Origin of the sequence: Nocardia sp. FDAARGOS_372 (genome assembly GCF_002554515.1) — a bacterium.
GTDB classification, from domain to species: Bacteria; Actinomycetota; Actinomycetes; order Mycobacteriales; family Mycobacteriaceae; genus Nocardia; species Nocardia farcinica.
Genome location: NZ_PDDW01000001.1, coordinates 4737236 through 4750011, shown reverse-complemented (window position 1 = coordinate 4750011; position 12776 = coordinate 4737236). Strand labels below are relative to the sequence as shown.

General features: G+C 69.4%; 11 protein-coding genes and 2 tRNA genes. 2 read left to right on the top strand and 11 right to left on the bottom strand.

The window, feature by feature from the left end:
• Positions 1 to 40 precede the first annotated feature (40 nt).
• Positions 41 to 502 (top strand): PH domain-containing protein, encoded by a 462-nt coding sequence (locus CRM89_RS22325; RefSeq protein ID WP_098086054.1) that lies wholly within the window; start codon positions 41 to 43, stop codon positions 500 to 502.
• 119 nt (positions 503 to 621) lie between these two features.
• Here CRM89_RS22325 and CRM89_RS22320 read toward each other — a convergent pair whose 3' ends face one another.
• The gene (locus tag CRM89_RS22320; RefSeq protein WP_098087087.1) at positions 622 to 1482 is read right to left on the bottom strand and encodes a rhomboid family intramembrane serine protease; all 861 of its coding nucleotides are present in this window, start codon (positions 1480 to 1482) and stop codon (positions 622 to 624) included.
• Between the two features lie 87 nt (positions 1483 to 1569).
• Here CRM89_RS22320 and CRM89_RS22315 point away from each other — a divergent pair, with 87 nt between their 5' ends.
• The gene (locus CRM89_RS22315; RefSeq protein ID WP_041559732.1) at positions 1570 to 1776 is read left to right on the top strand and encodes a hypothetical protein; all 207 of its coding nucleotides are present in this window, start codon (positions 1570 to 1572) and stop codon (positions 1774 to 1776) included.
• 6 nt (positions 1777 to 1782) lie between these two features.
• Here CRM89_RS22315 and CRM89_RS22310 read toward each other — a convergent pair whose 3' ends face one another.
• From CRM89_RS22310 to CRM89_RS22265, 10 genes are all read right to left on the bottom strand, one after another.
• Entirely contained in the window at positions 1783 to 2577 is a 795-nt protein-coding gene (locus tag CRM89_RS22310; RefSeq protein ID WP_098087086.1) for an ABC transporter permease, read from the bottom strand.
• A 59-nt stretch (positions 2578 to 2636) separates the two neighbouring features.
• Entirely contained in the window at positions 2637 to 3632 is a 996-nt protein-coding gene (locus CRM89_RS22305) for a daunorubicin resistance protein DrrA family ABC transporter ATP-binding protein (protein WP_011206600.1), read from the bottom strand.
• A gap of 550 nt (positions 3633 to 4182) precedes the next feature.
• The gene (locus CRM89_RS22300) at positions 4183 to 5100 is read right to left on the bottom strand and encodes an acyl-CoA dehydrogenase family protein (protein ID WP_098086052.1); all 918 of its coding nucleotides are present in this window, start codon (positions 5098 to 5100) and stop codon (positions 4183 to 4185) included.
• Between the two features lie 123 nt (positions 5101 to 5223).
• Positions 5224 to 5299: transfer RNA gene (locus tag CRM89_RS22295), tRNA-Ala, on the bottom strand.
• 13 nt (positions 5300 to 5312) lie between these two features.
• On the bottom strand, positions 5313 to 5420 hold the full coding sequence (locus CRM89_RS31415; RefSeq protein WP_211152678.1) for a DLW-39 family protein: 108 nt from the start codon (positions 5418 to 5420) through the stop codon (positions 5313 to 5315).
• Positions 5421 to 5452: 32 nt separating this feature from the next.
• Positions 5453 to 5526 (bottom strand) — tRNA-Ile (locus CRM89_RS22290).
• 181 nt (positions 5527 to 5707) lie between these two features.
• On the bottom strand, positions 5708 to 6853 hold the full coding sequence (locus tag CRM89_RS22280; protein ID WP_098086046.1) for a DUF3566 domain-containing protein: 1146 nt from the start codon (positions 6851 to 6853) through the stop codon (positions 5708 to 5710).
• Between the two features lie 41 nt (positions 6854 to 6894).
• Complete coding sequence (gene gyrA, locus CRM89_RS22275; RefSeq protein WP_011206536.1) at positions 6895 to 9405, bottom strand: DNA gyrase subunit A; 2511 nt, start codon at positions 9403 to 9405, stop codon at positions 6895 to 6897.
• 71 nt (positions 9406 to 9476) lie between these two features.
• Positions 9477 to 11513: a DNA topoisomerase (ATP-hydrolyzing) subunit B gene (gyrB, locus tag CRM89_RS22270; RefSeq protein WP_041559719.1), complete on the bottom strand. Its 2037-nt coding sequence runs from the start codon at positions 11511 to 11513 to the stop codon at positions 9477 to 9479.
• Between the two features lie 257 nt (positions 11514 to 11770).
• Positions 11771 to 12715 (bottom strand): alpha/beta fold hydrolase, encoded by a 945-nt coding sequence (locus tag CRM89_RS22265; protein WP_098086043.1) that lies wholly within the window; start codon positions 12713 to 12715, stop codon positions 11771 to 11773.
• Between the last annotated feature and the right edge of the window lie 61 nt (positions 12716 to 12776).

The following is a 12776-nucleotide window of genomic DNA, read 5'->3' as shown; positions in this document are numbered from 1 at the left end:
CCCTGTGGACAACTCGAGGACCGATTGGGGAGAGCGTCGCGTGAATCCGGAACCCTCCGCCTCGCCGTCGCTGTCCTGGGCCACTCCCGCGCCCGCCCTCGTCGCCGTCGGGCTCGGTGGCGCGGTGCTCGCGGTCGCCGCGTTCTTCGCCGGTGATGCCCCGAGCCGGTTGCTGGTCGGCCTCGCCGCGGCGGGCCTGCTCGGCCTCGCGGTGCTCGGAGCACGGCAGCGCCCCCGGCTCGAGGTCCGTCCCGGCTCACCTCGGGTGCTGGTCGTGCGCACTTTCCTGGGGCCGACCGAGTACCGGCCCGAGCAGATCATCCGAGCCAGGATCGTCTCCTACCGCCGGTTGGGCCGACGCAGCCCCATGCTCGAGATCGACGTCCGCCACCACGACGGCGAGCGGCTGCTCATCTTCGGCCGCTGGGATCTCGGCACGAATCCGGAGGACGTGTTCGACGCGCTGGTCGTCCACCGGCTGGCGTTCCTCCCGAAGGACTGACCAGGGGGTTCGCCGGGCTCCAGCGTCCCCGAATGCCCACGGCGGTCGAAGTTGTCCACAGGTTGTCCACCGTTCGCGGGTCACTTCCCGCGTGGTTTCACGTGAAGCAATCCCCGGATTCACAGCATCGCCGCCGCGACGGCGATCGCCGCGACCGACGCCACGCCCACCGCGGCGATGGCGGCCCAGCCGACCGTGCGGGCGGTGTCCGATGTCCGCACGCCCAGCCACTCCGGTAGGAACAGCACGCCCAGCGTCGCCAGGGTGCCCGCGAGGAGCCCGCCGAGATGCACCCACAGCGAGATCCCCGGCAGCGACAGGCTGAGGAAGACGTTGATCCCGATGACCACCAGGATCTGCGTTGGATTCAGCCGCAGCCGGAAGATCACCACCGCGATCGCGCCGAACATTCCGTACACCGCGCCGGAGGCGCCCGCACCGATCGTGTTCGCGGGTTCCAGCAGCATGCCGCCCGCCGACCCGCCGAGCAGCGCCACCAGGTAGACCGCCAGCAACCGCCACCGGCCGAGCACCGGCTCCAACTGGATGCCGATGATGTAGAGGGCGAACATGTTGAGCGCCAGGTGCAGCGGCCCCCAGTGCAGGAAGCCCGACCCGATCACCCGGAGCCATTCACCGTCGGCGACGTAGGCCGGGATCAAGGCCAGCCGGAAGAACAGCGGGGACTGGAAGTTGTCGACGATGCTGCGCGCCTGCACCGCGGTGATGGCGAAGAACACCAGGTTCACCGCGATCAGGCCGTAGGTCACCAGCGGCGTGGCCGATCGGGCCACCGGGGCACCCGCGACGGTGCGCACCGGGCGGACACCGGCGCTACCCTCCCGGACACAGTCGACGCAGTGCTGCCCCACGGCGGCGGGCCGCAGGCATTCCGGACAGGCGGGCCGCCCGCACCGGGTGCACGCCAGGCCGGTCGCGCGGTCGCGGTGGCGGACACAGGTGGGCGGTCGGTCGTTCATCACCTTCGCCATGCTATCCAGCCCGGTCGGGGATGCCGGTTACCAGCGGTTACTGCATGATTTCCCCGGCTGTGCGAGAGTGGTCGAATGACCTTGGGGCGTCTGCACGTATCCGCACGTTCTCGTAACCGGCTCATCGCCGCGACCCTCCTCGGCCTGGCGGGCGGGGCGGCCTGGCTCGTCCGCAGCAAGCGGCCGTTGCCGCCGGAGCCCGCGCCGGAGCCGCCGCGCATCGGCTACTCCCGCAACGGCTCCGCGCCGACCCCGCACGCGGGGGCCGACGCGAAGCGCTGAGCGGGCTCAGCGGCTCACGGCGCGCTTGTACTGCCGCAACGCCAGCGGGACGAACACCACCAGGATCACCACCACCCAGATCAGGGTCGTGGCGATCGGGTGACGCATCGACCAGGCGTCGGATTGCGGTCCGAGCGCGCCGGTGTTGCCGAACAGCTCGCGGGTGGCGAGCGTGAGCGCCGAGACGGGGTTCCACTCGGCGAACACCCGCAGCACCGTCGGCAGCTCCTCGATCGGCACGAACGTGTTGGCCAGGAACGTCAGCGGGAACATCACCATGAAGCTGGCGTTGTTGAACACCTCCGGCGACCGGACCAGCAGGCCGACCACGGCCATGATCCAGGACACCGCGTAGGCGAACAGCAGCAACAGCACATAGGCCAGCACCGCGTCGAGGAACGAACCCCGGATGCGCCAGCCGACCAACAGGCCGGTCACCGACATCACCACCAGGCTGACGAGGTTGATCACCACATCGCTGACCGTGCGCCCGACCAGCACCGCCGAGGGCGCCATCGGCAGCGAACGGAACCGATCGATGATGCCCTTCTGCATGTCCTCGGCCAGGCTCGCGCCGGTGAACGAGGAGCCGAACACCACGGTCTGCGCGAAGATGCCCGCGATGAGGAATTCGCGGTAGCCGCCCTCCAGGCCCGGGACCTCGATCGCCGTGCCGAAGACGTAGGCGAACAACAGCACGAACATGATCGGCGACAGCGTCGAGAAGATCAGCACGTCCGGAACGCGCTTGATCTTGATGACGTTGCGTTTGGTGACCGTGATGGTGTCGGCGACGACCATGCCCAGCCTGCTGCCCAGGCCCGGGTCCGCCGGAGTGTCGAAGGTGGTGGTGCCCGCGGTCATCGGCGGCTTCCTTCCGAGGTGTCGAGGCCGGACTCGGCGTCGTCGGCGAACTGCTCGGCCTCGCGGCCGGTGAGGGTGAGGAACACGTCGTCGAGCGAGGGCCTGCGCAGCCCGACGTCGTGTATCTGCACGTCGCCCGCGGTGAGCAGCCCGATCGCGTCGACCAGGGCCTGCGAACCGTTGCTCACCGGGACCGTGATGCGGCGCAATCCGGGCTCGAGGTGGATGTCGCCGTCGGCGAGCGGTTTCAGGACCTGCTCGGCGACGGCGAGCTTGTCGGCGGTCTCGACGGTGAGTTCGATGCGGTCGCCGCCGACCAGGGTCTTGAGCTCGTCGGCGGTGCCGCGGGCGATGACCTTGCCGTGGTCGATCACCGCGATCGCGTCGGCGAGCCGGTCGGCCTCCTCCATGTACTGCGTGGTGAGCAGCAACGTGGTGCCGCCCGCCACGAGCTCGGAGATGACATCCCACAGGTCGAGCCGGGCGCGCGGGTCGAGGCCGGTGGTCGGCTCGTCGAGGAACAGCACCGGCGGATTGGCCACCAGCGCGCCGGCCAGGTCGAGCCTGCGCCGCATACCGCCGGAGTAGCCGCGGACCGGGCGGTCGGCGGCGTCGGTGAGCCGGAAGCGCTCGAGCAGTTCGCGGGCGCGTTCCTTACTGCGCTTGACACCCATGTGGTACAGGCGTCCCACCATCTCCAGGTTCTCGAAGCCGGTGAGGTATTCGTCCACGGCCGCGTACTGCCCGGAGGCGCCGATCCGCGAACGCAGGGCCTGCGGCCTGCGCAGGACATCGATGCCTGCGACGGTGGCGCGGCCCTCGTCGGGAACCAACAGCGTGGTGAGGACACGGACGGTCGTGGTCTTACCCGCCCCGTTGGGGCCGAGCAGGGCGGTGACGGTGCCCTCGGGCACCGTGAGGTCGAGGCCGTCGAGGGCGACCAGCTTGCCGTAGCGCTTGACCAGACCCTCGGCGACTATTGCGTCGGGCATTCTTCTCCTGACGTCGAACGGGAACTCGAGTTCGGATACGGGCCGGCGCGCCGGACTGCGCACCGACATGTCGCCGGGATTCGGACGGCGCCCCTGTCGCCTGGCCAGTATCGGCCGTGCCGGGCGCGGTCGCAGCTCGTTTTCGCACGCCGCGCCGTACGCGCCGCCGGTCGCCTCCCGCTCGTCACGCGGGCATCCTCGCACCGGGGTGTGACACATTTCGCAGTCCGGGACCGGGGCGTAACCGGCCGAATGCCGGGACCGCGGGCGGCGCGCCGAGCCGCCGTCCCAGGCCGCGGCCGCGCTCGATCCCGCGCAGGTAAGCCAAACCGAAAAACTCGCCGAAATTCGCGGCGCCGCTGCACGCACAATCGCGTCTTATCGCGTAGGATCGTTCACGTCGGCCCCTCCCCCCCGGGCCGACCTTACGCGGGCCTCGGCTAACTCCCCCCCTTCGCCGAGGCCCGCTCCATGTCCAGGGTCGGTCCGGCCCATCCGAGGTCGGCCCGCATCGACATTCGCGGACCGATCCGGGGCCTCATCCGGGGCCTCACTCCCCCGGTTCCCCCACCGCTCGCCAGGCGGTTGCCAGCCGCTGCGCCCTGACCCGTCCGGCGACCGAGAGCAGCGGGCGGTCGCGCTCCCAGCGCGACCGGGTCGACTCGTCGACCGCGTCCCACCGCGGCGCGAGTTCGCCGAGCAGGCGCTCGAATTCGTCGAGCACACCACCGAGCGCCACATGCACCCCGGGCGAGTCCGGCCGCACCGCGCCGAGCCCACGCAACGCCGCCACGGTCGCCAGCAGGCGCTGCCGGACCGGCGGCGGCCACCCCGCCTCCCGCGCGACCCGCACCAACCAGCCCGCGGCCGCGGCGATCACGTGGATGTCCTCCACCGTCCGGAACGGCTTGAGCACGTCGGCGTACCCGTCCCCGGGCAGCGCGGTCGCCGGGGTGTCGGTGAATGTCACGGTGGCGTGCGGGATTTCGGGAGCGAAGGCGAGCGCGGGCCGATCGGTGACGTGCACGCCCGGCGCCGTCGCGTCCACGAGCATCGCGCGCAGCCGATTGCGTCCATCCGCCCCGGCGCCCACGCTCGTGATCACCACCAGCCTGCGGGCCAGGCTGCCCAGGGTGGCGAAGGTCTTCGTACCGCTCACCGACCATCCGTCGGCCCGCTCGGTCGCGGTGGTGCGGATCGCCGCGGGATGCCCGCCGCCCTCCTCGGTCGCGGCCAGCGCGAGCGGCCGGTCGCGCGGCAGTTCCGGCAGCAGCGCGGCCACCGCGGCCTGATAGCCGGACAGGAAGGCGTAGCCGAGCCGGTCGGCGGCGAACCCGCCCGCGACGGCCACGTCCACCGTGTCGGTGAAGCGGCGCGCCACGTCTCGATGACGCTCCCACGCCTCGGTCACGGACCCGAGCGGCCCGCCCGGCTCCTCGGTCAGCAGATGGTCGAACACTGTGTCCACCCCTGCACGCTAACCCGGCCACGCCCGCGGCGGTCACCGCACCGAATCGCCGCTACCCGCGTCCGGAACGACGACAGGGCCCGAACCTCGGCCGACAGGTCGGCGGCGGGTTCGAGCCCTGTGTGGTGGAGCCTAGGGGAATCGAACCCCTAACCCCTGCCTTGCAAAGGCAGTGCTCTGCCAATTGAGCTAAGGCCCCGAGATCTGGGAAATCAGCGGGTGGTGACCTCGTGCCAGAGATCGGCCTCGTCACGCTTGCGCAGCTTGGTGATTCCGATGAGAACCGCGAGCACGACACCAACCGTGAGAAGAATCTTCATGGTTCCCACCCTACTGTGGTGATGATCGGGAGTGGGCCTAGGAGGACTTGAACCTCCGACCTCTTCGTTATCAGCGAAGCGCTCTAACCGCCTGAGCTATAGGCCCGTGTGGGTCTCGCACCGTTCGGGCGAACCGAGGACAAAGGTTACCCGACGCGACCGGAAACGACCAAAACGGCTGGTCACGGCCCCGACAGCCGGACGGAGCCCACCACCGCCGACGGCCGGCACCGGCCCTCGTGGGCGGTACCGGCCGTCGCCGAGATCCGGCTGGTCCGGGTGGCCGGCTAGTCCGGGTCGGCCAGGGTCACCTGGATGCCGCCGACCAGGTCGCAGCACTGGTTGTAGATGAACGTGCCGACGGTGCCGAGCGCGGTGAACAGCACGACGTTGATCAGACCGATCACGCCCGCGTAGCCGAACACCGTGCCGGCATCGATCAACCCCGCCGAACCGCTGTCCTGCGACACCATGTCGGTGAAGGTGTTGTTCAGCCGCTCCCACACGCCCATGCCCTCGAGCACGATGTAGAGCAGGCCGACCGCCAGCATCCACACGAAGAACAGCGCCACGCTGATCACCAGCGAGATCTTCAGCGTCGACCAGGGGTCGATGCGGCGGATCTGGACGGTGGCCCGCAGCGGCTCGCCGCCCGCGACGGCGGCGGCCACCGCGACCGGCACCGCGGGCGAAACCGCCTGCTGCGCGCCGGTATTGCTCGTCTTGTCCGAGGGCGGCAGCGGATGCCGGATCTCGGACAGGTCGGGCATGTCCTTGATCAGCTCGGGCCGGGCGATGCTGCGGGTCGGACCGTCGATGCCGACCGACTTCACCATCGCGGCCTCCTTGCGCGCCGCCTTGGCCGCCAGGTCGGCGGTGGTGCGCGCGTTGGAGACGCCGCCGTTGAGGCCGACGCCCCCGCCCGAGGGCGGCCGTCCCGCCACCGGGGACTGGCCGGGCCGGTACAGGTTGGACTGCGGCTCCCGCTGCGGCAGCTGCGACCAGCCCTCCTGGTAGCGATCCTGCCCCTGCGCCTGGCCGCCCTGTTGGCCCTGTGGCTGACCGCCCTGTTGGCCCTGCGCCTGACCGCCCTGCTGCTGACCGTTCTGCGGACCGCCCTGACCACCCTGCGGCTGACCGCCGGGCGCGGTGTCGGCGCCCGGCTCCTGACCACTCTGCGGCTCGCCCGCGGCACCGCCCATCCGCACGGTCTCCTGGTCGGACGGGCCGCCGGGCTGCTCCGCACCGGGCGCGAAATCGCCCTGCCGCTGCGGGTTTTCGGGCGACTGCCCGCCCGGCCTGCCCCCGCCCTGCGGTCCGGATTCGGCCGAGCCGGGCCGGGGCACCGGCCGCGGCGGAATCGGGGACGGTGCGATCCGCTCGGTCACACCGTTGTTCTGGTGCCCGTCATTCGGCTGATTCGGAGTGGTCAATGGGAATCCTTAGATCCGTTCGTTGCCGCCGCTGTGGAGGGTTACTGCTGGGAGGAACCGGTGTCGTCGCCACCGTCGACCGCATCGGGCTCGTCGGCGTTACGCGCGATCGCAAGCAAGGTATCGCCCTCGCCCAGGTTCATCAATCGCACGCCCTTGGTCTGACGCCCCGCCTTGCGAACCTGATTCGCCGCGGTGCGGATGACGCCACCGCCGGAGGTGATCGCATACAACTCGTCGTCGTCGTCGACGATGAGCGCTCCCACCAGCGTGCCACGCCGGGCATCGAACTGGATAGTCAACACACCTTTACCGCCGCGGCCCTGCGCGGTGTACTCCTCGATCGCGGTGCGCTTGGCGTACCCGCCCGAGGTCGCGACCAGCAGGTAGGTGCCCGGCCGCACCACGTTGAGCGACAACAGCTCGTCTTCGGCGTTGAACCGCATGCCCTGCACGCCGGAGGTGGCCCGGCCCATCGGCCGCAGCGCCTCGTCGGTGGCCGAGAAGCGGATCGACTGGCCCTGGGCGGAGACCAACAGCAGGTCGTCGTCGGCCGAGCAGAGCACCGCGCCGACGAGTTCGTCGTTGTCACGCAGGTTCACCGCCACGATGCCGCCGCTGCGGTTGGAGTCGAAGTCCGACAGCCGCGACTTCTTGACCAGGCCGTTCTTGGTGGCGAGCACCAGGTACGGGGCGTCCTCGTAGGTCTTGATCTGGATGATCTGGGCGATCTTCTCGTCCGGCTGGAAGGCCAGCAGATTCGCCACGTGCTGACCGCGCGCGGTGCGGTTGGCCTCGGGCAGCTCGTAGGCCTTGGCCCGGTACACCCGGCCCTTGTTGGTGAAGAACAGCAGCCAGTCGTGGGTGGAGGTCACGAAGAAGTGCTTGACGATGTCGTCCTGCTTGAGACCCGCGCCCTGCACACCCTTGCCGCCGCGCTTCTGCGAGCGGTACAGATCGGTCTTGGTGCGCTTGGCGTAGCCGGTCTCGGTGATGGTGACGACCACGTCCTCGCGGGCGATCAGGTCCTCGTCGGCCACATCGCCGTCGGCCGACACGATCTGGGTGCGGCGCTCGTCGCCGTACTTCTCCACGATCTCGGCCAGCTCGTCGCGCACGATCGCGCGCTGACGCTCCGGCTTGTCGAGAATGTCCTTGTAGTCGGCGATTTCGGCTTCGATGCGGGCCAGATCGTCGATGATCTTCTGCCGCTCCAGCGCCGAGAGCCTGCGCAGCTGCATGTCCAGGATCGCGGTCGCCTGGATCTCGTCGATGTCGAGCAGCTCCATCAGCCCGGTGCGCGCGGTGTCGGTGTTGGCCGACCGCCGGATCAGGGCGATGACCTCGTCCAGCGCGTCGAGCGCCTTCACCAGGCCGCGCAGGATGTGGGCGCGCTCCTCGGCCTTGCGCAGCAGGTACCTGGTGCGCCGGATGATGACGTCCAACTGGTGGTTGACGTAGAGCCGGATCATCTGGTCCAGCCGCAGCGTGCGCGGCACGCCGTCGACGATGGACAGCATGTTGGCGCCGAAGCTGGTCTGCAGCTGGGTGTGCTTGTACAGGTTGTTCAGCACGACCTTGGCGACCGCGTCGCGCTTGACCGTCACCACGATGCGCAGGCCGACCCGGTCGGAGGACTCGTCGTGGATGTCGGCGATGCCCGCGATCTTGCCGTCCTTGACCTGCTCGGCGATCGCGTTGATGAAGTTGTCGGTGTTGACCTGGTAGGGCAGTTCGGTGATGACGATCGTGGTGCGCCCGCGATTGTCCTCCTCGATCTCCACCACACCGCGCATCTTGATCGAGCCGCGGCCGGTGGTGTACGCGTCGTGGATGCCCTGGGTGCCGACGATCAGGCCGGCGGTCGGGAAGTCGGGGCCCTTGATCCGCTCCATGCACGCGGCGAGGGTGGTCTCCTCGTCGGCGTCGTGGTTGTCCAGCGCCCAGTAGATCGCCTCGGCCAGCTCGGTGAGGTTGTGCGGCGGGATGTTGGTCGCCATGCCGACCGCGATGCCGTTGCTGCCGTTCATCAGCATGTTCGGCACACGGCTCGGCAGGACGACCGGTTCCTGGGTCTTGCCGTCGTAGTTCGGGATGAAATCGACCGTCTCGTGGTCGATTTCGCGCAGCATCTCCATCGCCAGCGGCGTGAGGCGGCACTCGGTGTACCGCATGGCGGCCGCGCCGTCGTTGCCGCGGCTGCCGAAGTTGCCCTGGCCGTCGACCAGCGGGTACCGCATGGCCCACGGCTGCGCCATGCGCACCAGGGTGTCGTAGATGGCCGAGTCGCCGTGCGGGTGGTAGTTGCCCATGGTGTCCGACACCGGGCGGGCGGACTTCACGTAGCCGCGATCGGGGCGGTACCCGTTGTCGTACATCGCGTAGAGGATGCGGCGATGCACCGGCTTGAGGCCGTCGCGCACCTCCGGCAGCGCGCGGCCCACGATCACGCTCATCGCGTAATCGATGTAGCTGTTCTGCATCTCCTGCTGGATGTCGACCGGCTCGACGCGGTCGCCCGCGCTCTCCGGTGGCAGGGTGATGTCGGTCATGAGGTCTCCTTGTACGGGCTGACGTGCGAGAACGGCCGAGCGCCCGCGAGTCGCGCGGGCGCGTCAGGCGGCTACACGTCGAGGAAGCGGACGTCCTTGGCGTTGCGGGTGATGAAACTGCGGCGGGCCTCCACGTCCTCGCCCATCAGCACGCTGAACAACTCGTCGGCCGCGGCCGCGTCGTCCAACGTCACTTGACGAAGCACCCGGACACTGGGATCCATGGTGGTCTCCCAGAGTTCCTTCGGGTTCATCTCACCCAGACCCTTGTAGCGCTGGATGCCGTCGTCCTTGTTGATCTTCTTGCCCGCGGCCAGGCCGCGCTCGAGCAGGCCGTCGCGCTCGCGGTCGGAGTAGGCGAACTCCGGCTCGCTGCGCTGCCACTTCAGCTTGTACAGCGGCGGCTGGGCCAGATACACGTGACCGTGCTCGACCAGCGGGCGCATGAACCGGAACAGCAGCGTCAGCAGCAGCGTCGAGATGTGCTGGCCGTCGACGTCGGCGTCGGCCATCAGCACGATCTTGTGATAGCGCAGCTTGCTGATGTCGAACTCGTCGTGGATGCCGGTGCCGAACGCGGTGATGATCGACTGGACCTCGTTGTTCTTGAGGACCTTGTCGATGCGCGCCTTCTCGACGTTGATGATCTTGCCGCGCAGCGGCAGGATCGCCTGGTACATCGAGTCGCGGCCGGACTTGGCCGAGCCACCGGCGGAGTCGCCCTCCACGATGTAGATCTCGGACTTGCTCGGATCCTTGGAGCGGCAGTCGGCCAGCTTGCCGGGCAGCCCGCCCAGGTCGGTGGCCGACTTGCGGCGCACCAGCTCGCGCGCCTTGCGGGCGGCCACGCGCGCCTGCGCCGAGGACACCGCCTTCTGCACGATGGTCTTCGCGTCGGCGGGGTTGGCCTCGAACCAGTGCGTGAGGTGTTCGTTGCAGGTGCGCTGCACGAACGACTTCACCTCGGTGTTGCCGAGCTTGGTCTTGGTCTGGCCCTCGAACTGCGGCTCGGCGACCTTGACGCTCACGATCGCGGCCAAGCCCTCGCGGATGTCGTCACCGGTGAGGTTGCCGTCCTTCTCCTTGAGGAGCTTCTTGTCCTTGGCGTACTTGTTGACCACCGTGGTCAGCGCCGCGCGGAAGCCCTCCTCGTGGGTGCCGCCCTCGTGGGTGTTGATGGTGTTGGCGAAGGTGTGCACCGACTCGGAGTAGCCGGAGTTCCACTGCATCGCGACTTCGAGCTCGTGCCCGGTGCCCTTGCCGGTGAACGAGACCACCGAATTGTGGATGGCCTGCTTGGTCCGGTTGATGTGGCGGACGAAGTCCTCCAGACCGCCGGGATAGTGGTAGGTCCGCGTCTTGACCTTGTGCTCGGAGGCCGCTTCGCCGGTCGGTTCACCGTGCTTGGGCGCCTCGGCGGTCTCGCTGACGATTTCGTCGGTGACGTCGGACTCGGAGACCCGCTCATCGGTCAGGGTGATGGTGAGGCCCTTGTTCAGGAACGCCATCTCCTGCAACCGCCGGGCGACGGTCTCGAAGTTGTAGGTGGTGGTCTCGAAGATCTCCGGGTCGGCCCAGAATCGGACCGTGGTGCCGGTGCGGTCGGTCGGCTCCCCCTTGACCAGCTTGGACGGCGTGGCCTCCTTGTAGGTCTGGCTCCAGTGGTAGCCGTCGACGTCGATCTCCACCTCGACCCGCGAGGACAGCGCGTTCACCACGGAGATACCGACACCGTGCAGGCCACCGGAGACCGCGTACGACTCGGAGTCGAACTTGCCGCCCGCGTGCAGCTGGGTCATGACGACCTCGACGGTCGGGATGCCCTGGGCGTGCATCTCCACCGGGATGCCGCGGCCGTCGTCGACGACCTCGACGCCGCCGTCGGCCAGGAGGGTGACGTCGACCCGGGTGGCGTAGCCGGCCATCGCCTCGTCGACGGAGTTGTCGACGACCTCCCAGATCAGGTGGTGCAGACCGCGCTCACCGGTGGAACCGATGTACATACCGGGACGCTTGCGAACCGCCTCGAGGCCTTCGAGAACGGTGATGGAGGAGGCACCGTAGTTCGTCGACTTGGAGCCCGATTCGTTGGAGTGCTTGGCAGCCACTGGTCGGTAGCTCTCCTTACTTGCTGACCTCCGCGTGGCGATCGCACAACACACCTGCGGCCCGAGGTCCGACTGGTCGAGATTACGGGCCCACCGTGGGGCTGAGCGGAACGCGCCGAAGGTTCGCCGCTAGTTACCTCTCCATCCTACTGGTAGGCCCGAACCAGAATGCACCTCCGACACCCCTGACAGGTCCGTGAGTGCGAGAAATCGATCACCGGCGGGTCCGCTCCGCCTCCCGGCCGTTTCCGGCACTCTCAGCTGGGCTCAGACTGCCCCGGCCGAGCAGTGCCGGTGCCGGCTCGCGCGGTGATCGCCTCGATGTAGTCGGCGGTGCGCCCGGCCACCTCGTCCGGATGGGAGAGCGGCGACCAGTGCCGCGCCCGGATCTCGGTGCGGGTGAGGTCGCGCACCCAGCGCTCGGCCTCCTCGTGCACCACCGGACGCACCGCACGGTCACCGGTGGCGATGAGCACCTGCACCGGCACCTCCACCGGGCGCGGACGCGGGTGACGCAGGCGCGCACGGATATTCGCGCGGTAGAGCTTGAGGTTGTTGATCATGTCGGCGGGCAGCGTCGGCGCGGCGGGCACCGCGGCCGCGTCGAGACCGTCGAAGAAGGCCAGGAAACGCGGCCAGCGGCGCGACAGCAGCCGCATGACCGGGACCGGCAGCCCCGGGATCTGGAAGGCGACCGTGTAGGCCGACGCCACGCCCTGCTCCAGGGCGCCGCGCAGCCGCCGCGCGGAGACCGGCCCGCGCAGGTAGGCGCCGAGGAAGTCCAGGTTCGGCCCGGACAGCGAGGTGAACGAGGCGATCCGTTCGGCCGCGCCGGGCGTGCTCACCACCTCCCAGCCGATCACCGAACCCCAGTCGTGCCCGAGGATGTGCACGCGCTCGCCCGGGACGAGCGCGTCCAGGACGGCCCGGACATCGGCGGCCAGTTCCTCGATCCGGTACGCGGCGACCTCGGCCGGCACCGTGCTCGCGCCGGCGCCGCGATTGTCGAAGGCGATCACGCGGAAACGGCCGGCGAGCCGCGCGGCGACCTCGTTCCAGAGCAGGTGCGTGTCGGGCCAGCCGTGGATCAGCAGGAGTGGCGGCGCGGCGGGATCACCGCACTGGAAGACGGCGAGCTCGACATCGCCGCGGCGGACGACGGTGCCCGAGGCGAACGGGCTCTCGGCGCGGGTTGCGGTCATGGCTGCGGCACTCCTGCTGGTCGGCGACCCCGGCGTGCTCGACACGGCGGCGGGTCGGGCG